This window comes from Celerinatantimonas yamalensis (genome assembly GCF_046054155.1).
Lineage (GTDB): Bacteria > Pseudomonadota > Gammaproteobacteria > Enterobacterales > Celerinatantimonadaceae > Celerinatantimonas > Celerinatantimonas yamalensis.
Genome location: NZ_JBEQCT010000002.1, coordinates 695,933 through 719,243, shown reverse-complemented (window position 1 = coordinate 719,243; position 23,311 = coordinate 695,933). Strand labels below are relative to the sequence as shown.

Here is a 23,311-nt window from a genome sequence, read left to right as displayed (position 1 = left end):
ACAAGCACGGTTGTCATCGGTCACTCCGTCTAGTTTTGGGTTCAATCCCTGACATATGTTTGATCCCATGGCGCATCGCCTCAAGAAATTGTCGTAACCTCGCCGGGTAATAGTTCGCGTAAGGGTAAACGAGATACAGCGGCAGCGATGTGGCTTGCCATTGCGGCATCAATTGGATCAGTTCTCCGCGGGCCAGCATCGGTTCAACCAGCCATGCTGAAAGCATTGCCAGACCAACACCTGCGATGGCTGCGCGTGCGGCAACATCAATATTGTCAGTTGCCAGTGTGGGATTGAGCGTTAATGAGCAGCGCGTATGCGTTGTTTGTTCGGTTAAGGTCAGCTCATGGCGATAAAAATTGCTAAAGGCAATCCAAGGATAATCTTGTAGGGATTCAATCTGTATCGGAGGGGTTTTCACCAGCGTTGGCGCGGCCACAATAATGCGGGGGACGTGGGCGACTAATTCGGCGACGACATTAGGTTCGGTTACCGGCCCGAGGTGAATAGCACAATCGATATTATCAGCGATAAAGTTGGGTGTTTTATCGTGTAATTGCCAATCAATTCGCATATTCGGATGGTGTGCAAGATAACTTAGCAGTGGCTCTAAAAGCTGTTCTTTGCCAAAGGCATGCGGAGCACGTACACGCAAATGTCCGGTTAGTTGGGTATCAGTTTGATTAAGACGATCCTCAATAGATTGCCATTGCTCGAGTAAGATTTTGGCTTGCTGATAGCAGTTCTCGCCATCCTCGGTCAGTTTTATCTGATGGGTGGTTCTGAGTAATAATTTGCAGTTGAGGCGCTGTTCCAGCGCCTTGAGTCGGCGACTGATCGTTGGTTGAGATGTGTCCATCTGGCGGGCCGCTGCGGATAGACTGCCTGCTTCGACAATACGAACCCATGTCTGTAACAATGCGATTCGGTCAGCTTGATTTATAAGATTCTTGTTCATACGTATTATGTATAACAGTTTTTCGATTTAACTGTCTACCCAAAAACGCTCGTCATCGCCAAAATACTCCTATTCATTGTTCACCATCATTGGAATTTGTTATGTCAGTCTTGCAAAAAAGCCGCCCACAAGCCGTGCTTAACCTGCCGTATTATCTGATTTTTAGTTTGGCAGTTGGCGCTGGGTTGAGTGTCGCATCGATTTATTATAACCAACCGATCTTAAGTCTATTGGGCACACAGTTGCATATACAAGTTGTGCATATCGGTTGGGTGGCAACGGGAACACAGGTTGGTTATGCATTGGGGATATTATTGCTGGTTCCTTTGGGCGATATGTTCGATCGGCGCGTGTTGATTTTAGTGAAAAGTTTATTGTTAGCCATCGCACTCTTATTGTGCAGTTTTGCCAGTGGTTTTTATAGTTTGTTACTCATCAGCTTGCTGGTCGGGGTGATGGCTTCGGTGGCGCAAGATATTATTCCTGCCACGGCTACGTTAGCTCCTGCCCAGCAGCGCGGTAAAATAGTGGGCACGGTGATGACCGGGCTATTACTCGGTATTTTGCTCTCTCGTGTATTCAGTGGTGTGATGGCACAGTATTTCGGCTGGCAGAGTGTCTTTCAGATTGCGGCTATTTTGATGGTGATAGTGGCTGGCGTACTGTGGCGGGTACTCCCTGCGATGCCTGCGAGCTTAACTCTCGGTTATGGCGCACTGATTAAATCGCTAGTGAAGCTTTGGCAGACTTATCCTCAGTTGCGAACTGCGGCGCTGAGCCAAGGGTTATTATCAATCTCCTTCAGTGCTTTTTGGTCGATGCTATCTATCTTTCTTGAACAATACTATCACTTAGGCAGTGGTATCGCGGGTGCCTTTGGTTTAGCTGGGGCCGCGGGTGCTCTCGGCGCACCAATTGCGGGACGCTTGACTGACCGGCTGAGCGCTGTGCATGTGGCACAAGGCGGCTCCGCATTAGTTACACTGGCCTTTGTTTTAATTGCGACAGTGTTTGTATGGCCAGCATCGATGCAATTAGCGGTACTTGCGTTTGGGGCGATTGTTTTTGACTTAGGGTTGCAGTCATCACTGATTGCACATCAAAGTATTATTTATAGTTTAGAGCCGCAGGCTCGTGGACGATTGAATGCGCTATTATTCACAGGCGTGTTTATCGGGATGGCGAGTGGCTCAGCTCTTGGTGGATATGCTTATGCGGGCTGGGGATGGATGGGCGTATGCTTTGTTGCCATTAGCTGTGCACTGTTGGCACTGATTGTCCGCAGTCGAGGACGTTAGTTTTCATTTACATCTTTATATAGTGTGGTACTTGCAAATGTAGCCTTGAGAACTGACCGAAAGGGCGGAGTTTAGTGCTCGATGATTGATTCAAGTTGACAAGTTGATATGACTGTCACTTGAGCGATGCCACACAGTTGTTACTATAGTCATGGTTAGTCAGCGGAGTCATGTTATCGGTGAGACCTTTAATCGACGCTTTATCAGTCTTTTTTCAATCAGATAGAAACACAGAGGAAGCTATGCAGATCAATTTAACGGGTAAGATCGCTGTTGTCACCGGCTCAACCAAAGGGATTGGATTTGCCACTGCTAAAGGGCTGCTTGAAGCTGGCGCGGCAGTTGTGATTAACGGTCGCACGGCTGAAGCGGTTGATGCGGCCATTGCCGTGCTCAAAAAACAGCAACCACAAGCGGATGTACAAGGCGTTGTTGCCGATTTAAGTGATGCCCGCGGATGCGAAGCGCTGACTCAAGCTGTCGCGCACTGCGATATTTTAGTCAATAATGCTGGGATCTTTGGTCCACTTGATTTTTTTGAAACGGATGATGCGATTTGGCAGCAGTATTTTGATGTCAATGTCATGTCTGGGGTTCGCCTTGCGCGGCATTATCTGCCAGCCATGGCCAAAGCGCAGTGGGGGCGGGTGATCTTTTTATCCTCTGAATCGGCGTTTAATATTCCCGCCGATATGATCCACTATGGTATGTCAAAAACCGCTTGTACCAGTATTGCCCGCGGTTTGGCCAAACGGATGGCAGGCACGGGGGTAACGGTGAACTCTGTATTGCCAGGGCCGACGATGAGTGAAGGGGTCGCCCAGATGCTCCAAGAGCAGTCTGTGCAATCTGGATTGAGTCTCGAACAGGTTGGCACCGAATTTGTTAAAGCTCATCGTCCCTCGTCCGTGATTCAGCGGATGGCAACCACCGAGGAGGTCGCCAATATGATTGTTTATGCCTGCTCGATGCAAGCTTCTGCCACTAGTGGGGCAGCGCTGCGTGTTGACGGTGGGGTAGTGGACTCGATTGCACCCTAATAACGACGAGTCGTTATTGATAACAAAGCGACCTAACCGTCGCTTTGTTACTTTAAATTGATTAAAAATTCATCAAACGATAGCCATATGTTACATAAATTGCGCAGTTTCAGCTCCCTGCACTTGGCAGCGCAAGCAAAAAACGCTATACCAACGCCCCCCAGTTATATTTGACGTCAAACGTTATAATAGGAACAAGTATGAATGCAGTAGTCATTGGGGTCGCCCTGATGTTGATTTTAAGTGTGCTGCGCCTTAATGTGGTGATTGCTTTGTGTGTCAGTGCCATTGTCGGCGGACTCGTTGGTGGGATGCCACTCACCCAAATTACCCAAGTATTTGAGCAAGGGTTGGGCCAAGGCGCAGAAATTGCGCTTAGTTATGTAATGCTTGGCGCCTTTGCTGTCGCTATTTCGCGTTCGGGGCTAACCGATTGGCTTGCTCATCAGATTATTAACCGATTGGGAAGTTCGCCCTCAGAGAGTCACTTGAAGCTGATGCGCTCGATGGTGTGTGCAGTGCTATTGATGATGGCAATTTTTAGTCAAAACTTGATCCCAGTGCATATTGCTTTTATTCCTATCTTAGTGCCTCCCTTATTGCATGTGATGAACCATCTTCGCCTTGATCGACGTCTTATCGCTTGTGTGCTGACGTTTGGTTTGATTACACCTTATATGGTGCTGCCAGTTGGCTTTGGTGGGGTGTTTTTAAACAAACTGTTAGCGGGTAATTTAGCCGTCAATGGTCTTATGATCGATCCGGCCAAAGTCGCTCCAGCGATGTGGATCCCAGCGACGGGGATGTTGTTTGGGTTGTTGATCGCTGTCTTTATTAGTTATCGCAAACCACGTCATTATGTGGATTGCCCGATGTTGGAGGAGTTACCTCCCATCCAGTTGCCTAAGCCTATCGCTATAGCGATTGCGCTGCTGGCTGTAGTTGCGGCCTTAGTCGTGCAACTGTATACCGATTCAATGATTTTCGGTGCGCTTTGCGGGTTGGCGGTGTTTTTTATCTCGGGGCAGTTAAGCTGGAAGCAATCACAACATGTATTTTCTGGCGGTGTGGAATTGATGGCGATGATTGGCTTTATTATGATTAGCGCCGCTGGGTTTGCTGCTGTGATCCGTGCGACTGGGGATGTCGAATCTTTGGTTCATACCTTAAGTGGATGGCTTGGCACCAGCCAGGGGATCGCGGCTGCTAGCATGCTGGTGGTTGGGCTTGTGGTGACCATGGGGATCGGTTCTTCGTTTAGCACTATTCCGATTATTGCGACGATTTATGTGCCGTTGTGTCTGCAGTTAGGCTTTGACCATACGGCGACCGTGGCACTCGTAGGAACGGCGGCGGCATTGGGGGATGCAGGTTCTCCTGCTTCCGATTCGACGTTAGGCCCTACATCGGGGCTCAATGCGGATGGCCAGCACGACCATATTCGTGATAGCGTGATCCCAACCTTTATCCACTACAATCTGCCTTTACTGGCGACGGGTTGGATTGCCGCGATGGTGCTTTAATATCGACTTATTTAGGCGATGGGGTTAGCCATTTATTTGAATCTAGCCCCTTATCTGCGCTTGAGTCATCTTCAAATTGAACCCAAATGTATTGCCAATATTCATTGTAATATTATGAGTTAGTATAAGCGCGTTCATCCGTTATTCTATTTGTATGTTTATTATGTATTCTGAGTACTTGTTAACTAAAATTTTGTTGATTTACGTCAAGCTGTCCTATACCGATTACGCTAGTTTATGCAAGAGTGAATCGAAATGATTCTCACCTGTATCGGAATAGGAAAATAGCCATGGTTAGTGCACTGCTCAATACTCTTAATGAAAAATGTTACCACCCTGATCTGGGAAAACTTATTTTACGTCTGAGCATCGGGATGCTGCTCTTTCATGGGATCCATAAACTTGAAGCCGGTGTTGGCGGAATTGGTTCAATGCTGGTGGCGCATGGCGTCCCTGAATTTGTCTCCTATGGTGTCTATTTTGGCGAGGTGGCCGCGCCTATTTTAATTATGTTGGGGATATTGTGTCGCCCTTGTGCGCTGGCGATCATCGGGACGATGTTAGTTGCTTGGCTATTGGTCGATGTTCCTGCAACATTTACCGTTAATCAGGTTGGAGCTTGGGGAATTGAAAGCTTGATGTCTTATTTTCTTATGTCATTAGTTATCTTGTTTATTGGCGGCGGCCGTTATTCACTTGTGAGTGAAAAATGGCGTTAATACTTGTCAGATAAATGAGCATGCGGGACACTGGCCGTTTTCATGTATTCAGGAATGAGCGCTTGTTAACCCCCGCAAAAGCTACAGGCCTTGGTGTCATTGCCATTGGCCTGTGGGCTTCATTAACCGCGACGCTACGCATTCTTAGTAGCGAACTTCCCGCGCTTGGTGCATTAGCGCTGATCTATTCGTTTGGGGCCTTGCTGCAGCTTTTGTTAGGCGGATGGCCGAAGCTCTCGACGTTTCCTCGAACTTATTTATGGCTTGGTGCGGGGTTATTCGTTAGTTATGAGCTCTGTATGTCATTGTCGATTGGATTTGCCCAGAGCAACGAACAGGCGATCGAAGTGAGTATGCTCAATTATTTGTGGCCCGCATTAACCGTGTGGCTTGCGGTCTTAAGTGAGCGTCGTCTGGGTCATATTGGTTTGTATATTGGCATCGGTTTATGTCTATTTGGGGCGTTACTGGTGGTGGGGCGTGGTGATGTTTCGCTGTTGCAAATGAGTACAAACCTTGCCAGTAATCCTTTGAGCTATCTACTAGCGACCAGTGGCGCATTTTTATGGGCGTTCTATTGCATCCTGACGCGATCTCTGGCGCAAGGCAAAGATGGTATTGTGTTCTTCTTTGTGTTGGTGGCGCTCGTTCTTTGGGGACAGTATGCAGTGAGTGATGAGCCGGCTTTGAATCTCTCGATGTTTTCGACCAAAGTAGGATACGTGCTAGCAAGTGCTGCAGTTGCAATGGGCGTGGGATATGCCGCATGGAATAAAGCACTCTTAAACGCCAATGTCACGTTGCTGGCGATTTTATCTTATTTTATCCCCATTTTTTCGGCGCTGATAGCCGCTTGGCAGCTACAGGTTTCCCTCAGTTGGCCATTTTGGCAAGGTTGTTTGCTGATTAGTCTAGGATCGCTATTGTGTTGGTGGGTGACGCGAGCCCCGCAACAAGGCGCTGACTAACGTCGCTCGGTTGGCTCGATGATGTTTAAGCGACGAATGAGCGTCGGTTAGCCTCAACATGGTTGTCTGTTGGCGCTTTTTATCTATACCGGAGTTGTTTTATTCAATTACCCATGACCGAATTTGCCCGTTTGGGATAAAGCTGGAGCGTTTCATCCCCACGGGCTTGTCATCTGAGATTATATTGCGTTGGCGTCTTGTTTATCCCCAGACGTGCTGCGCGACCTTTTGCACGAGTGCTATTTTTTCCCACTGCTGTACTTCAGTGAGGTTATTGCCCTCTTCGGTTGAGGCAAATCCGCACTGGGTGCTTAGGTATAGGCGATCTAACGGAATATATTGAGCCGCTTCTTGAATGCGCGAGACAATCGCTTCGGCATCCTCAAGCTCAGGATTTTTTGATGAGATCAAACCTAATACAACTTTTTTGTTGCCTGATACTTTCGCTAAAGGCGAAAAATCGCCGGCACGGTGAGTATCGAATTCAAGATAATAGGCATCAACATTTTCTCGACTAAAGAGATAGTCAGCAATAGGGGCATAACCTCCGCTTGCAGCCCATGTCGAGCGATAATTGCCGCGGCAGACATGAGTGGTCAACGTAAGTTCTTTCGGTGCATTGGCAATAGCGGCGTTATTGACGGTGAGATAGCGTTCAGCGATATCGGCAATTTTTTGCGTGTGACTGATGGGCTCATGGGACAGACCACAATCACATGCCGCATGTTCTTTTTGCGCTTCAACGGCACCAGAGGTCAGACGTTGATCGGTCAACATCCCCCAAGTGCAATCGTCTAACTGTAAATTGCGACACCCAGCAGCGCTCAGATCAAGCATTACACTATGATAAGCCTTGGCAATATCTTCAATCAACTCGTCGATATTGGCATAGACCGACTCAGTCACTGCTTTGTTTTTGCCACGTAAGAGTTCAGCAAGAAATTGTGCGGGTGCCGGAATAGTCAGACGCGGCAAAATAGCGGCTTCGGAAAATTGATTTAAAAACTTAAAGTGGTCAATAAAGGGATGATTTTTACCGCTGATTTTTCCAGTTAGCTGGACACTTTCTGCCCGCGTTTCAACCTCAGCAAAAACGTAGCCCCGATCAATGGTTGTTTTTTCTACCCCATTGAGGCCCCACATAAAATCAAGGTGCCACCAACTGCGCCGAAACTCTCCATCAGTGATGACCTTCAGCCCTGCCGCTTTTTGTTTTTCGACAAGTTCACTAATGGCTTTATCTTCGATGGCCTTTAACGCGTTTGCATCAATATCACCTTGTTCAAACTGGCGACGGGCTTGATGCAAATATTCTGGGCGTAGATAACTGCCGACGACATCTGCGCGAAATGGTGCGGTGATTGGTGTTTGCAACATGAGTCTGAACTCCTTAGATGAGGGGTATGTTTATGTGAACCCATTCAGACTAACATGGCCATTTAGATGGCTAGGTGAAAAATATTCATATTGATTATTTTATTGAAAAGTAACCCAAAGATTTTGAGCCTGTTTTTAAACTAACTCTGGTTGTTTTATCACTTCCAACGTTAATAGCGGAATGACTTACGATAAAATAATGAATTTTATTCATCTTTGATCGCTTTTTCGAGTAGGCAAACCAGCTTGAGCTCAGGGATTGCACTGACTTGCAAGGTGACTTGCTGGAATTGGCACTCTCCCCACTGTGGATGGGCAAAATAGCGGCTCCCTCCATCACGATAGCGCACCTGTTGGTTCTGCCAGAGCGCTGCAAATTCAGTGCTTTGTGCCGTTAACTCATCGATTAACTCGATGATTTGAGGGTCCTCGCTTTGATGAGTGTAATCGAGACGAAATTCGGCAACCAATCGCTGTGCGCGCTCAGCCCAGTTTGGAATTAATTGTCGGGCTTGCTGATTTAAAAAGGTATAACGAAGTAAATTTCGGTCATGATTGGGAATATCTAACCAGCCGATAAATAGCTGGGCGGCCTGATGATTCCAACATAAAGCATTCCAAGATGAATCCAGCAAGTAACACGGCCCATGAAATTGATCAGGAAGATCTTGGAGTGGCTTGATTAATCTTTTTTGAGCGAGCGCGGGCGTATTGCTGTAGGGGTCAAATTTACCAGCTAGCTCAAATAACGTCGCTCTTTCGGCTGGATTAAGCTGCAATGCCTGTGACAAGCGCGCTAACACCGTGACGGATGCGCTTAGGCTGCGACCTTGCTCTAGACGAGTTAACCATGTGGTGCTTAATCCGGCCGCCTGCGCGAGCTCTTCACGACGATAGCCTGGTGTGCGGCGACGGCCATGGGTTTGCTCGGGTGGTGTTAATTGCTGGCGATGAACGCGAATAAATTGTCCCAATAAATTATCAGTTTCTAGCATGGTTGTTTTTATCCCCCTATATCAACTGGACTTGTTGGTCGACGACTTCGCTTTCACGATAATCGATAGTTTATGTCATCCCGATTAAGGAGTAAATTTTGAATCAAACCACCCATGAACAATTGCTGCAAGCGCAGTTTTCGCCCCAAGCCAATGCCTATTTACATAGCGAAGTTCACGCTAAAGGTGATGATTTACAATTGGTTAGACAATTAGTTGGCGAGCAACCACAGGCCCGAGTCTTAGATATGGGCTGCGGTGGTGGCCATGTTAGTTTTCAGTTGGCGGAGCAGGTGAAAGAGATTGTCGCTTTTGATCTATCTAATGCGATGTTGCAAGTGGTTCGCACAGAAGCACAAAAACGCTGTCTAACCAATTTGCAAACCTGCCAGGGGAATGTTGCTTCTTTACCATTTGCAGATGATCACTTCGATGTGGTGATCACGCGCTATAGTGCGCATCATTGGACGCAGTGGTCAACGGCGCTGAGCGAAATGCGTCGGGTGTTAAAACCATCGGGCCAAGTGATGATCATTGATGTCATTTCATCCGACGAGCCACTGCTTGATAGTTGGCTACAAACCATTGAGACGATTCGTGATCCATCGCATGTGCGCGACTTTACGTTGTCGCAATGGTTACAGGCGCTGACTCAACAAGGATTCAAGTTACAATCATGCCAGCAATTTCCGCTATTTCTAGAGTTTCAAAGCTGGATTGAGCGAATGCAGCCACCTGCTGAGCATGTGGCCACGATTCGCTCACTCATTCAAAAAGCGCCAAATTCAGTACGTGATTTTTATGAGATCAATGCCAAGGATAGCTTTACCTTACAGTCGGCATTGATTGTGGCGAGTTAGCCGCGCTGCTATTGATCTGAGTATGGGTTCATTTAATGGCATAACTGTTGGGCTAGGAACACCAGTGAGCGGCCTTGCGCTAAAGCAGCTGATGGTTGATGGTACATAAGTGGCCGACCCCAACAGTTAAAGCCATGCCCAGCCTGCGGATAGTCGTAGAATTGGGCATTCTCTCTTCCCGCGAACGCTGCCTTAACTTTGATAATATCATCGGTGGAAATGTGTTCATCACGTTCGCCGTGATGAAATATCACTGGTTGAGTAAGCTGCTCGGCGATATCCAGATGATTGACAATACCACCGCCATAATAACAAACAGCCGCGTCAATATGCTCGCTAGCGACAGCGCTGCGATAGGCCAATTGACCACCTAAGCAATAACCAATAATACCTATTTTCCCAGTGACTTCAGGACGCAGCTTAAGCCAATTAATGGCGGTTACAATATCATGAACAGCGAGATCGGTGTCGAGTGCTTGATAACACTCAAAGGCTTTTTGATTACCTACCTCATCATAGTTTAAATCAAGTCGCGCAGTGAGTCGCCAAAATACATCTGGGGCAAGTACTACAAATCCTGCTTGGGCATAACTATCAGCGACATCGCGAATATGTTGATTCACTCCCCAGATTTCTTGGAGTAATACCAAAGCAGGGCCTTGTCCTGTTGGCGGTAAGCTGAGGTATCCGGTAAACGGTTGATCACTAAGAATGTTATTCCACGACTGTGTCATATGTACCTCTATATGTAGGTGATGTCATATCTAAGCAGATATGAAAATGTTGGTTGCTATAGGTCTTGATGGGCTTATGTGTCATTGCACATGATATACGATCAACATTGGAGGTATTGTGCATAATCCAATGTTTTCGATTTGGCATAGTTCATCATATAACTGCGAGTTATTTCTCTGCTTTGATTCGTGAAAAAATGCAGTTGTGTCGATAGAGCATAATAGATTGAATCAATTGACATATTTGTTAAAAATAAAAAATTATCTAAAGTCATATAGTCATTCAGTATCAACAATAACGATGCTATTGTGTTCATAGCATCTCCTTTCAGCCATTGTATTACGATAGCACCTCTCATATTAAAGAGATCTTCATCACATTTTTGGCATAAATAAAAAAAATGAACCGAAGTTTCGATTTACATCACGGCGTCAATCTCAATTCAAAATTACTATTTGATTAAATCAAAACAACGTTTCAAGGAATGGAATATGAACTACGATTACCTAGTCATTGGGGGCTATTTTTTGCTGATGGTCGTCATTGGCGTGATCTTTAAAAAAATGGCCTCAAATAGTAGTAGTGACTACTTTCGAGGGGGCGGACGAATGCTCTGGTGGATGGTGGGGGCTACAGCGTTCATGACACAGTTTTCAGCGTGGACATTTACTGGAGCTGCTGGGAAAGCGTATAGCGATGGTTTCACTATTTTAGGTGTGTTTATTGGTAACATCTTGGCGTATGTCGCTGCGTATTTTTATTTTGCGCGACGGTTTCGTCAGATGCGCGTTGATACACCGACCGAAGGTGTGGGTCGCCGGTTTGGCTCAGTGAATGAACAGTTCTTTACTTGGGTGATTATTCCACTGAGTGTCATTAATGCTGGGGTTTGGCTAAACGGTTTAGCGGTGTTTGCTTCCGCTGTGTTTAAAGCCGATATCACCACCACGATTTATGTCACTGGCATCGTTGTGTTATTGATCTCTTTGATCGGTGGGGCTTGGGGGGTTGTTGCTTCAGATTTCATCCAAACCTTGGTGGTAGCGGTGATTTCGGTTGCGTGCGCGATTGTGGCGTTGGTGGTTGTTGGTGGACCTGGGGAAATTATTACTAAATTTCCATCGGGATTCATCATGGGACCAGACATGCATTTCCCAATGCTAATGGTCGGTACGTTCTTCTTCTTCGTTGTTAAACAGTTGCAGAGTATCAACAACATGCAGGAATCATATCGGTTCTTGAATGCTAAAGACTCTAAAAATGCGACCAAAGCAGCACTGCTGGCAATGGGGTTGATGGTTTGTGGTGCGATTATTTGGTTTATTCCCCCATGGGCGAGTGCTATTTTGTATCCGAATGCTGCGGCCTCTTATCCGGAGTTGGGCGCGAAAGCAACTGACGCGGTTTATCTGGTCTTTGCGCATAATGCGATGCCAACCGGAACCGTTGGGTTATTGATGGCAGGTCTATTTGCAGCAACTATGTCATCCATGGATTCAGCACTCAACCGTAACTCAGGGATCTTTGTTCGCAGCTTTTATGCAACGGTTTTGCGTAAAGGTAAATCGAGCGATAAAGAGAACTTAGCGGCCGGTCAAATCGTCTGTGTTGTTAACGGCATTTTAGTTATCTTCATGGCACAGTTCTTTAACTCTCTCAAACATATGAGTTTGTTTGACTTGATGATGACTGTTGCGACGCTGCTACAATCACCTATTTTGGTGCCATTGTTCGCCGGTATCTTTATTCGCAAAACACCTAAATGGGCACCATGGGTGACTGTCATCTTCGGGATGTTCGTCAGTTACATGATCTTTGAAATTGTAACTCCTAATGTGGTTGCTAGTTGGTTTGGTGTTCATCATCTGACCGGTCGTGAGTTCTCTGCGCTGCGGTTAGTTGACACCATTGCCGCTCACCTTATCTTTACCTTGGGCTTCTTCTGCTTGACTTCACTATTTTACAACCCTGAAACAGACCCATATAAAGAAAATACCATTGAGTTCTTTAAAGACGTAAATACGGAAGTCGTTGCAAGTGAAGGCCAAGATGAATTTGACCGTCAACAACGTAAAAAACTGGGGATGTTGGTTAGCGTCATGGGTTGTGGATTAGTCTTAATGGTACTTATTCCAAACCCCATGTGGGGTCGACTCCTGTTCTTGTGCTGTGCGCTAGCAATACTGTTCGTTGGATATATGCTGATGCGAAGCGCCACTAAAGGGAATGAGAGCCTCCTTGAGGTTGCGCCACATTTGCACCGCTAGTTACGTAATTGCATAGTGAGCGAATTGAAAAGCAGCTTTGGCTTCGGCCATCGCTGCTCTAATAATTACGGAGTTGTATAGTATGTCTAAAGGTTCTATTGTTTCTCTTTCATTTCAAGAGTACACCGATGATGATACGAATATTCGTTATACCCGCTTAACGCCAACGGATGTCACCTGTCATCGCAACTATTTTTATCAAAAATGCTTTACCAATGATGCGAGTAAACTCCTGTTTGCTGGGGATTTTGACCAAGGTAATCGCAACTACTATCTGTTGGACTTAAACACTCAACAGGCGCGTCAGCTCACGGAAGGGCAAGGCGATAACACCTTTGGCGGTTTTTTAAGTCATGATGAACAATCGTTATTTTATGTCAAAAATGGTGCTGACCTGTTACAGGTGGACTTAACATCACTCGAAGAGCGATTAGTTTATCAAGTGCCGCAAGATTGGGTTGGCTATGGCACATGGGTGGCCAATAGCGATTGTACTCAATTAGTTGGGATTGAGATTGCTAAATCATGTTGGCAGCCGCTGACTGATTGGAAGATTTTCCGAGATTACTATTTTACAAATCCAACCTGTCGTTTAATCAATGTTGATATTCAAACCGGCGAACGAGATGTGGTGTTACAAGAAGACCGCTGGTTGGGTCACCCTATTTATCGACCATTTGATAATAATACCATCGCATTTTGTCACGAAGGGCCCCATGATCTGGTTGAACGGATGTGGCTGATTAATCGTGATGGTTCTGATATGCGTAAAGTTCACGAGCAGGCTGATGGGGAGTCTTGTACCCATGAATTCTGGATCCCAGATGGCAGCGCATTGGCTTATGTCTCATATTTTAAAGGTAAAACAGAGCGAGTTATTCATAAGGCTGATCCTCAGACATTAACCAACGAGCAAGTGATGGAAATGCCACAATGTTCTCACTTGATGAGTAACACTGATGGCTCGTTGATGGTGGGTGATGGCTGTGATGCGCCAGTTGATGTGGCCGACAGTGAAAATTACCAGATTAAAAACGACCCGTTCCTCTATGTGTTGAACTGCCGCACGCAACAAGCACACCCATTGGTTAAACATTCTAGTTCTTGGCAAGTACTTGATGGCGATCGTCAGATCACTCACCCTCATCCATCATTTAGCCCAGATAATCGTTGGGTTCTTTACACCAGTGATTTTGAAGGAGTTCCTGCGATTTACCTAGCCGATGTGCCAGAAGAGTTTAAGTAAAATTTTACCTGTTATATATCCTTATTATTGACTCGTTTAGCCATCTCATATGAGGTGGCTTTTTTATGCCGCGCGCATGCGCACATATTTTCTTGAGAGTTGACGATATGGGGCTCCAAGGGATGTTGTGTAATACATCGAGCATGACTGCATAGGGTACATGATATTCCAGCGAAGATTTGCTGATACGTTTGAGTATGCTATATCGAAAAATTTCACTTATATCAGCGACCAAATAATTCCTATAGGGCGCTTTTGGCCTTTAATTGGTAGCGATAGAACTCTTGCAGAGTGGGAGGGGTTTGACTATAAATGGCCCGAGTTAATGCGAGGAATAATTCGGCGGTTGCAATCGCGTCGAACAATGCATTGTGAGCTTGATAATTAGGAAGATGATAACGCTTTCTGACATTGGCTAAACGAACATCGTGGTGATGTGGGACACAGCCATTAGCCATTCTGGCTTTTTCAATTTTTAGGGTATCTAACCAGTGCAAAGGGAGTTTTTTTAACCCCCAAATGGCACGTGTTTGATACTCGATAAACTGTTGTTCCATCCAACAACCATGAGCGATAGGGACCCGAGAGCCGAGTGCACGGAAAAAAGCAGATAAAGCCTGTTCAAGAGGTTCGCCTTCGGCGAGTAACTGCGGTGTAATATGATTAACAACAGCACTATCGGCAGAGATCTTTAACGCGTCACTGATATAATAATGTTCTGCTTTGGCAATATTAATTCGGCCTTGATCAATGGGTACAAAACCGATGCTTAAAATGGCATCAGTGGCTGGATTAAACCCACTTGTTTCAATATCGACTACCAGATAATTTTGTTGTGACAGAATAATATTTGGATCAGGTTCGAGAGCTCGTAACCATTCACCAATTCCCGGCTCCGTTAATAACTGAGGAAATCGATTGGCTATTTTTGCACGATTGTAGGTGGCCAGTGGCTCTAAAAGTCGATTAAGATAATACCCCATTAGTGCCTTCCAAAGTGAAGTTTGGCAAAGCTTTGCGTATCAGAAATAATTTTAAATGCTTCTTTTAAATGTTTTCTCTCAAAACTACTGAATTGTTCAGGAGAAATATGGTTATCTGGTTTTTCACCTGCTTTAAGGGCTTTTAACTGATGATCTAATCGAATTTTCATTAAAAATTGATAAGCCCCGATAATATTTTGATACGCGTCTTTTTTTATTTTTCCTGCATCATAGGCTGCTTTAAATCTCTCTTCCGTTCCGGTTGCTTCACAGCCAACAGATAATCCATAAATTCGAGCTAAATCTACAATTAAATTAATGGCATATTTTTTTACATTAAGTTCATTAGAATTTTCACCTGATTTTTCTAGCACGAAACTTTTAAATATACCTAGCGGTGGGCTATTCAAAATGGCTGACTCGGTGAGTGAACTCAAAAACTGATAATTTTTTTGAATGAGCTCATATAAGCTGTGTTGTAATTGTTCTGAAAGTGTTGGGTCGCCATACAATGTACGCACTTCTAAAAATACGGTGGCATGTAATAGCTTTTCATATTCTGGATTACCAACCCATTTTTTATAATAGCTTTCCCATTTGCTTAAAGGCTGACACCACGATGGATTTGCTGCCATATAGCGACCACTACATAATGGATAGCCACATCGCGCTAAACCGTTACACACATACAGCGCCAAGTGTTGTAAATAAGTTTTATCAGGTTCTGCTAAATTATTACCGGGCACAATAATGGCGCTATCTTGATCTGATAATAGATGTACTTCACTGCGGGCATGAGAGCCTGCGACCACCCAACTAAAGGTACATGGCGCTTCACCGAGGTTTTCAATGGCCAGATCGATTAAGCGTCGAGTATAAGCGTCCATAATGAGAGTCATAACATGCCCAGTCGCTTTAGCACTGACTTTGCCATCGATCAGTGCTTCAAATACGGCCTGTTTTTCAGTTGACAGTGTCGCTAGTTCATCAATAGTCTCAGCATATTTGATTTTTTCAATCAAAAAGAGCGCTTGCATTCGGTGGTGTTGAATTAAATGAGACGTCGTCAACAGCCCGCAAACCTGCCCTTGGCGCGTAACGGGTAGACTACGTACATTATACTGCATCATCAATGCAGCCGCGTGCATAATCAGTTCATTTTCATCGATAGTAATTGGATTCGGAGTCATTATTTGTGTTACAGGGGTATCGTAATCGATACGTTTAGCGACTACTTTTCGGGTAATATCGCGATCCGTAATGATGCCGACAATGGTTTCTTGATGTTTGACTACGGCTAGTGGACTGCGGGTGATTTGACTCATTTGATGGGCCACATCACTGATCGACATGTGACTGTCGACAATGGCTATTTTATCACTGGCAAGCTCAAAAACTTTACGAATAAATAGCGCTTTTTCGCTGGACCAATTCACCTTTAATGCTGAATTAAGGCGAACCAAAGCATGCGCATCAAAGTCTTCTTGATACAGCGGATAATCTTCAAGAACTTTCTGCAAACCACTGCGAGGGACTAAATAAAGCAGCGCATCTTCAAGTACTTTAGCTTGATATTGCTCATCGCTTTTCTGATGTTGGAAAAAAGTAAATCCGAATTGATCCTCTGCCCCTAAACGAGCTCGTAAATCACCATTTTCTAAGCGTTGTTCAATCACCCCAGTACGAATGATATACAGATAATGTTCAGAATCATCACTCCGAAATTCGAGTGTATCACCGTGCTGTAAATATTGGATTTGCACCTCATGAGCGATGGCCTCAAGAAGCTCTAAAGGGAGCTTGTCAAACGGATCGATCTGAGCAAGAAAATCAGTAATATTTGGGATCAAGGTATTATTCAAGTGAGCTCCTACACAACTAAAGCATAAGTTATCTTACGTTAGTCCTACTTAAATGCCTATAGAACAATAAATATAAAAGTGAACGTAATCACAAAAATAAAGCGTTTTTGTAAGTAATTATAGCTGTTAGTCACACTCTCCATTTGTTTTGTTTGAAACATTAATCCCTTAATAGTAAAACATCAATAATAAAAAAACGAAACAATGTTTCTATTTTGTTTTTTATGTGAATGAATGATCAATTTATTTTGACGTTTTGTGACATTTCGGGTGTGAAATAATGAAAAAAAATTATGGTTTAGTATTGAATGCTTGTGCATCAGCCTTGCTGCTGATGTACTCCGCTAATTCGGTCGCGCAATCAAGGGAATGGGTTCCGATTACTTTTGGTCAATCGACCGATTTGAATTTTGGATCAACGATTCTGCCGAATAAGATTGGTACTAATCAAGTTACTCATGATGGGAAACAAGTGACGCAAGCAGGCCCTTTGTTGGACCACTTTACGATCGAAAGTCGAGGTGGAAAATTAGCGAATTCTCACGAAGGGGGAACGTTTTATTATACTGTGTTACCAACATCTGAGAATTTCACGCTGTCGGCTGATGTCACCTTAGAACAGCTTGGGCCAGAAACGGGTGCGACCCCTAACCGTCAAGAAGGTGCGGGTCTTATTGTTCGCGATATTATTGGCCCAGCTCGTGCTAATCCTCAGCCATTGGGCCATGAAGAATTCCCATCGTCTTCGAATATGGTGATGAACTTACTCCGTTCACATAGCCGTAGTAATGATAATCAAGCGAATGCAAATGCTTCATTCCGGCGTGGGGTCCGTGCGCCTTGGGGAAGTCCCCATAATCTGTTAAAACGCCATGATTATGTCGAAGGGCTAGTGCATGACACTAACCACACCTATCACATGACATTGCAGCGCACCGATAAAGATTTTGTGGTGGGTATTCAGCAACCGGGTCAAACTGAAGTTAAATATACCATCAAAAATGCACCCGCGAACTTGGTTAGCATTCAAGACAAAACACATCAATATGTGGGCTTTTTCGCCGCCCGTAATGCCAAAGTCAAAATTCAAAACGTCACATTGCTAACATCTCAGGCGCACACGCTGCAAACGCCTGCTTACCAAGCACCCGCGATACAGATGTTGGTCGAAGTTGCATCACCAGCTATAACGACTGTCCATGATTACGTCGTTCAAGCTGTTGCCAACTACGATGGTGAATATCAAGTCATACAAGATGGTCATCCACTAGGGAATGCCGTAGCTGTTAAAGCAGGTGAATTATTATCTGTTCCTGCTCAAGTTGAAGCTAAAAGTGATTTTAAATTGATGTTTACTCGAGCTGGGCAAACTCAAGTAAGTACTCAACGTCAGTGGCAAGTGACGTACCAGTCTGGATTAGCTGACCCCTACGACATTTATGTTTCACCCGATGGTAAAGCGACCAACGCAGGTAGTCGTAAATCACCGTTAGATATTGAAACTGCGATCAAATTGTTGCCTCAAGGTGGTGAAATTCATCTTACCAGTGGCAAATATCCAGGTATTACACTTGATAAGTCGTTATCAGGTACACCAACTCAACCTAAACGGCTAGTTGGTGAAGGTGATGTGAGCTTTACCGGAATGGTTCATGTCAAAGCAGATAACTGGCAGCTATTGAATTTTGAAGTGGTTGGTGAACGACTCATTATTAATGGCAGTCATAACTGGATTGACCATGTGGTCGTTCATGAAGCGCCTGATACAGGCATTCAAGTGACATCAAAACGTGGTATTGGCCGAGCACTTTGGGCGAGTTATAACCTCATTACTAATAGTGAAAGTTATAACAACATGGATAAATCCCAAATCAATGCCGATGGTTTTGCCGTTAAAATGCGTGTCGGTGATGGCAACACATTAGTCAATTGTGTATCACACCATAATGTTGATGATGGATTTGACTTATTCAATAAAGTTGAAGATGGTCCAGATGGTGCCGTTAAAATTATTAACTCTATTGCATTTAATAATGGCCAGACTTTTCATATGAAAAATATGAAAGGGGGACATCGAGGCAATGGCTTTAAACTCGGTGGAGAAGGTTTACCTGTCGCGCATACACTTGTTCATAGTTTATCATTTAATAACCATATGGATGGGATTACAGATAATTTCAACCCTGGCCCGCTGACAATCATGGATAACATAGCTATAAATAATCAACGGTTCAACTATATTCTTCGTAATAATCCATACGGAAAAATTCTACGTCGTAATTATTTGTCTCAGAATATATCTATGCATTTGGATAAAGGTAAACACTATGATGATGCCGTGCATGGTGATATAAGCTCGAGTAATGAATTTTATATCAATGGTAAAAATACTGTTGATTTAAATGCTAAAGTAAAAAGTGAAATAGAAAAAGTAGTTAATGAAGTTGTTGTAAATGAAAAACAAGCTAGTAAACAAATACAAGAGTTAAAACGGATTTTAAATAAAAACTAACGTTTATTAATTTTATAATTGGTGGTTGATATGAAAAAGGAATGCTTTGGGGCCGTAGGGATGTTACTGTTAATCTCATGCTCTTCATATGCTTCAGAACAGTTTAATGATACAGTCAAAGGGCGTACATATATGCAGTACGAACATGATTATTTGACTACATCTAGACGACATACTGATTCAATTAAAATTGTACATCAAACAAAAAACAATTGGCATTATGAAGCGAAATTTGGCACCTACTCAGGTAAGTCTGATCAATATGTTAGTAATGAGTATGGCGGAAGTGCAGGGTTTGTTCTTCAGTATACAAAATATCTTGATAGAAAAACATATTTCTCACCCTCACTTGAAATCGATTTAACAAATAATGGTGTACAATATTTGGCTGGGGCGAGTGTTTATCGGAAACTGACCAAAAATTGGGGCGGATATGTTCGGTATCGGTACCAATACAGACGTATTAGCCGTTCTGACAAATATTCAACTAGAAATATGTATATTAATGGTGACCCTAACCAGGGTGTAGAATCTGTTACTTATCTATCTAGTGGTGACATTGGTACCCATCGTTTTGAGACAGGGATTGACTATAGTGGGATTAGAAACTGGCGTTTTACATATATCCTCCTATATGATTATGCCAAATATATAAATAGTCCTAAGTCATGTAGTAGCTATACATGTACAGGAAAACACTATTATATCTATGATAATAAACATGGTTATTTATATAACGAATTAAAAGTTCAGTATTATGGATATAAAAAATTCATACCTTATTTTGAAGTTGACCAAAAAAGTGCTTCATCGACATCTAAGAAACATCAAGCAGTTGTTGAAGCTGGATTTAACTGGTATTTCTAATAATAGGGGCAGGGATGAATATGAAAACATATAAATTAATTTCAGCAGCAGTCATTTTAGGACTGTTTTCTGCTAGCAGTTTTGCTGATACAAGTACAATATCTTATGAGCATAACTATTCAACTCATAATCGATTCAATACTGATAATGTTTTTCTTGATTATCAATTTTCAAGTGGGCTTTACTTTGGCATAGGTATTAATTTAGTTAATAAAAATAATGATACTTTTGACGACCTTGTTGACTATAGCGAATTTTTCGAATCAAAATATAACTATCAATTTAATGACAAACTGACTATTACCCCATCACTCAGGCTTAAGTACTATGTGGGCGGTAGTTATAATTTTGACTATAACAGTACGACTGGCGACCCAGAAAGCGCTGGTGATGTTAGTGACCCTGGCAGCATTGGTGCCCGATATATTCCAGGCCTAGCATTTAATTATAAAGTTGCTAAGAATTTGTCTGTTTTAGCAGGGTATCAATATGAACTTCGTAAGTTCAGCCATCGTGAAGGGAAAACGCGAGGTGATGATCGCCATCGTCACGTATTTAATGTAGGTGTTGATTATAATCCAAATAATCAACTTGAGCTTAAATATGTGTACACCTACAAAAATGGTGATTATGTTATGTCCGATAACAAAAAACACGACTATGAACATCTATTAGAGGTTTCATATCGATTAAATAGAGATTGGAAACCTTACTTAAAATTAGCAGATAAAGCCGCTTCTGTAGAGAAAGGAACTAGAGAAGCTGAAATAACTGGTGGATTTAGCTATTACTTTTAAGAAGAGATACAGATGAAAACGAATATATCTAGTGCACTTTTGCTTAGTTTATTCTGCTCGTTCGCTTATGCAGAAAATTATGATGCGATAGTTAGTCCAGCTTTTTCTAGTCAGGACGAAAGTGCTCATCATTACTCTAAAATTACTCAAGCCATTGCGGCCGCTCAAGCAGCGGGTCGTGAGCATTACACCATTTATGTTAAAGATGGTGTATATAATGAGAAATTTGAGATTAAAGTCCCTGGTGTTCAATTAATTGGTCAAGATCGCGATAAGACTATTATTGAATATAATTCAGCCTCTGGTATGAAACGGCCGGATGGCAAAAAATGGGGTACTTCGGGTAGTTATGTACTGCGAGTCAGTGCTGATAATGTCACGCTTAAAAATTTAACGGTTCGCAATAGCTTTAATTACCCAGCTAACGATGCGAAGCCGCAATCTGATCCGACTAAAATACGTTCTTCACAGGCTGTTGCATTAGAAGTGAATAAGAATGCTAACCATGTCAAAGTGGAACAGGTGGTCATGGACGGTTACCAAGATACAGTGCTTGTCAAAGCTGGTAGCACGACCTATTTCAAAGATTGTGTCGTCAAAGGCAATGTTGACTTTATCTTTGGTGGTGGGACTGCGGTATTTGATCACTGCAATGTGATTGCCCGTAACCGAGCTGCTGGATATATCCCAATGGGGTATATCACAGCACCTAGCACCGATGTTCATACGCCCTATGGATTAGTATTTATTAATAGCCGAATAGAAAAAGAAGCCGGTGTTCCGAAAGATAGTTATGGCTTAGGTCGTCCATGGCATCCAACTCGCACGTTTAAAGATGGCCGTTATGCCGATCCTGAAGCGATTGGTGCAACGCTCTATGTGAACTGTTATCTCGGTGATCACTTATTTGGTTGGGACAAAATGTCTGGTTGGACAAAGGATCATGAGGTGCAATGGTTCTATCCCGATAAAGATGCGCGTTTCTTTGGTTATCATAACTATGGCCCAGGTGCAAAGAACATGTCTGATGGTCATAAATTGCCCGACCATCAAGGAAAACAGATTACGATTGCTCATGTCTTAGGCGGTCAGTGGTATAAATAATAGAGAGGTACAAATGTTCAGATGTTATAGCAGTCGCTCATTGAAGTATAAGGTATTACCTCTTGTAGGGCTCGCTTTGGGATTAACTTCAGCAGTATGTTCTGCGACTAACTTAGCATCTCAACTCATCTTGCAGCAGGCTCCTGCTGCAAGTTGGGCGGGAGTGAATGGCGGAACGACTGGCGGACAAAAAGCCGATGCGGCGCATATTATAACGGTGTCAAATCGCTTCGAGTTGGTGAGTGCTTTAGAGGATGCAGGCGATGCGGCAAAGATCATTCAAGTAAAAGGAACGATTGATCTTAGCGATGGCCGTCCTTATCAAAATTTTAATGATGAGAAACATCGTTCCCAAATTAAAATACCGAGCAATACGACACTGTTTGGTATTACGGCTGATGCGGGATTTATTCATGGATCATTAGTGGTTAAAGAGGTCCATAACGTTATTATTCGTAATTTACATATTGAGACTCCAGTTGATGTTGCACCACACTTTGAAAAAGGGGATGGTTGGAATGCTGAGTGGGATGGCATGAATATTATTACCTCAGAGCATGTTTGGGTTGACCACGTAACCATCACCGATGGCCATTTTACGGATGCCATGTATAAACAAAAAGATGGCTGGCCTTATGTCCAACATGATGGTGCATTAGATATTAAGCGTGCCAGTGATTTTGTTACTGTCTCGTATTCTTTATTTGAGAATCATAATAAAACCATGCTTATAGGGCATAGTTCCCATAATGGTGCTCAAGATCGCGGAAAACTGCGAATAACACTGATGGATAATATATTTAAAAATGTTATTCAACGAACCCCACGAGTGCGGTTTGGGAAAATTCATGTCTACAACAATTTATTTATAGGTGATCGCAGTGATAATGAGACCTATAAATATATGTATTCGTATGGGTTGGGTACAGAGGGAAGTATTATTTCTGAAAATAATAGCTTCACTATTTCTAATTTGAATTCACCATGCCATATATTAAAGCTGTTCAGTAAAGACCATTCGGGCTCAGTGATTGATCATGGCTCAGTCGTCAATGGCCAACCTGTGGATTTTTCTCAATGTGATGTTAACTCTTCTGTAGGGTGGAAAGTTCCCTATCAGTACCAGTTAAAAGCTGTTTCTTCTTTGGGTTCTCTTTCCAAAGAAGTGGGTAGTGGGCATTTATTGAGATAGTTTTTCAC

The 23,311-nt window shown here is 43.5% G+C and carries 19 protein-coding genes; 13 read left to right on the top strand and 6 right to left on the bottom strand.

The genetic code is table 11. The features are described from left to right. Positions 1-13: 13 nt before the first annotated feature. Positions 14-958: a LysR family transcriptional regulator gene (locus tag ABUE30_RS07720; protein ID WP_408623143.1), complete on the bottom strand. Its 945-nt coding sequence runs from the start codon at positions 956-958 to the stop codon at positions 14-16. 101 nt (positions 959-1,059) lie between these two features. Here ABUE30_RS07720 and ABUE30_RS07715 point away from each other — a divergent pair, with 101 nt between their 5' ends. The 5 genes from ABUE30_RS07715 to yddG all read left to right on the top strand — a co-directional run bounded on the left by ABUE30_RS07715 (position 1,060) and on the right by yddG (position 6,506). Beyond that, entirely contained in the window at positions 1,060-2,256 is a 1,197-nt protein-coding gene (locus ABUE30_RS07715; protein ID WP_408623142.1) for an MFS transporter, read from the top strand. Positions 2,257-2,498: 242 nt separating this feature from the next. Continuing rightward, on the top strand, positions 2,499-3,296 hold the full coding sequence (locus ABUE30_RS07710) for an SDR family NAD(P)-dependent oxidoreductase (RefSeq protein WP_408623141.1): 798 nt from the start codon (positions 2,499-2,501) through the stop codon (positions 3,294-3,296). Between the two features lie 200 nt (positions 3,297-3,496). Further along, a complete protein-coding gene (locus ABUE30_RS07705; RefSeq protein ID WP_408623140.1) occupies positions 3,497-4,819 on the top strand; it encodes a Na+/H+ antiporter family protein in 1,323 nt (440 codons plus the stop codon). Positions 4,820-5,109: 290 nt separating this feature from the next. Beyond that, positions 5,110-5,538 (top strand): DoxX family protein, encoded by a 429-nt coding sequence (locus tag ABUE30_RS07700; protein ID WP_408623139.1) that lies wholly within the window; start codon positions 5,110-5,112, stop codon positions 5,536-5,538. Positions 5,539-5,600: 62 nt separating this feature from the next. Continuing rightward, positions 5,601-6,506: an aromatic amino acid DMT transporter YddG gene (yddG, locus tag ABUE30_RS07695; protein ID WP_408623138.1), complete on the top strand. Its 906-nt coding sequence runs from the start codon at positions 5,601-5,603 to the stop codon at positions 6,504-6,506. 201 nt (positions 6,507-6,707) lie between these two features. On the opposite strand, the gene ABUE30_RS07690 is transcribed toward yddG, so the two are convergent. Both ABUE30_RS07690 and ABUE30_RS07685 read right to left on the bottom strand, forming a co-directional pair. Continuing rightward, positions 6,708-7,883: a 5-methyltetrahydropteroyltriglutamate--homocysteine S-methyltransferase gene (locus ABUE30_RS07690; protein WP_408623137.1), complete on the bottom strand. Its 1,176-nt coding sequence runs from the start codon at positions 7,881-7,883 to the stop codon at positions 6,708-6,710. Positions 7,884-8,089: 206 nt separating this feature from the next. After that, positions 8,090-8,878 carry a helix-turn-helix transcriptional regulator gene (locus ABUE30_RS07685; protein ID WP_408623136.1) on the bottom strand — a complete coding sequence of 263 codons (789 nt, stop codon included), beginning with the start codon at positions 8,876-8,878 and terminating at the stop codon, positions 8,090-8,092. Positions 8,879-8,976: 98 nt separating this feature from the next. Here ABUE30_RS07685 and ABUE30_RS07680 point away from each other — a divergent pair, with 98 nt between their 5' ends. Next, positions 8,977-9,738, top strand: a complete 762-nt coding sequence (locus ABUE30_RS07680) for a class I SAM-dependent methyltransferase (protein ID WP_408623135.1) — start codon at positions 8,977-8,979, stop codon at positions 9,736-9,738. Between the two features lie 32 nt (positions 9,739-9,770). Here the strand turns inward: ABUE30_RS07680 and ABUE30_RS07675 are convergent, their stop codons facing one another. Then, on the bottom strand, positions 9,771-10,472 hold the full coding sequence (locus tag ABUE30_RS07675) for a dienelactone hydrolase family protein (protein ID WP_408623134.1): 702 nt from the start codon (positions 10,470-10,472) through the stop codon (positions 9,771-9,773). Between the two features lie 492 nt (positions 10,473-10,964). On the opposite strand from ABUE30_RS07675, the gene ABUE30_RS07670 reads away from it, so the two are divergent. After that, complete coding sequence (locus ABUE30_RS07670) at positions 10,965-12,740, top strand: sodium:solute symporter family protein (RefSeq protein ID WP_408623133.1); 1,776 nt, start codon at positions 10,965-10,967, stop codon at positions 12,738-12,740. A gap of 82 nt (positions 12,741-12,822) precedes the next feature. Then, a complete protein-coding gene (locus tag ABUE30_RS07665; protein WP_408623132.1) occupies positions 12,823-13,986 on the top strand; it encodes an oligogalacturonate lyase family protein in 1,164 nt (387 codons plus the stop codon). Between the two features lie 242 nt (positions 13,987-14,228). Here the strand turns inward: ABUE30_RS07665 and ABUE30_RS07660 are convergent, their stop codons facing one another. Both ABUE30_RS07660 and ABUE30_RS07655 read right to left on the bottom strand, forming a co-directional pair. Next, positions 14,229-14,969, bottom strand: coding sequence for a 3'-5' exonuclease (locus ABUE30_RS07660; RefSeq protein ID WP_408623131.1), 741 nt, complete (start codon positions 14,967-14,969; stop codon positions 14,229-14,231). Then, entirely contained in the window at positions 14,969-16,831 is a 1,863-nt protein-coding gene (locus tag ABUE30_RS07655; RefSeq protein ID WP_408623130.1) for a putative nucleotidyltransferase substrate binding domain-containing protein, read from the bottom strand. The genes ABUE30_RS07660 and ABUE30_RS07655 overlap by 1 nt, the downstream gene beginning before the upstream one ends. A gap of 280 nt (positions 16,832-17,111) precedes the next feature. On the opposite strand from ABUE30_RS07655, the gene ABUE30_RS07650 reads away from it, so the two are divergent. From ABUE30_RS07650 to ABUE30_RS07630, 5 genes are all read left to right on the top strand, one after another. Further along, on the top strand, positions 17,112-19,343 hold the full coding sequence (locus ABUE30_RS07650) for a right-handed parallel beta-helix repeat-containing protein (protein ID WP_408623129.1): 2,232 nt from the start codon (positions 17,112-17,114) through the stop codon (positions 19,341-19,343). A gap of 30 nt (positions 19,344-19,373) precedes the next feature. Beyond that, positions 19,374-20,210 (top strand): hypothetical protein, encoded by an 837-nt coding sequence (locus tag ABUE30_RS07645; protein ID WP_408623128.1) that lies wholly within the window; start codon positions 19,374-19,376, stop codon positions 20,208-20,210. Between the two features lie 20 nt (positions 20,211-20,230). After that, the gene (locus ABUE30_RS07640; protein WP_408623127.1) at positions 20,231-21,007 is read left to right on the top strand and encodes an oligogalacturonate-specific porin KdgM family protein; all 777 of its coding nucleotides are present in this window, start codon (positions 20,231-20,233) and stop codon (positions 21,005-21,007) included. Positions 21,008-21,019: 12 nt separating this feature from the next. Next, entirely contained in the window at positions 21,020-22,111 is a 1,092-nt protein-coding gene (locus ABUE30_RS07635; RefSeq protein WP_408623126.1) for a pectinesterase family protein, read from the top strand. Between the two features lie 76 nt (positions 22,112-22,187). Further along, entirely contained in the window at positions 22,188-23,303 is a 1,116-nt protein-coding gene (locus tag ABUE30_RS07630; RefSeq protein ID WP_408623125.1) for a pectate lyase family protein, read from the top strand. Positions 23,304-23,311: the final 8 nt, after the last annotated feature.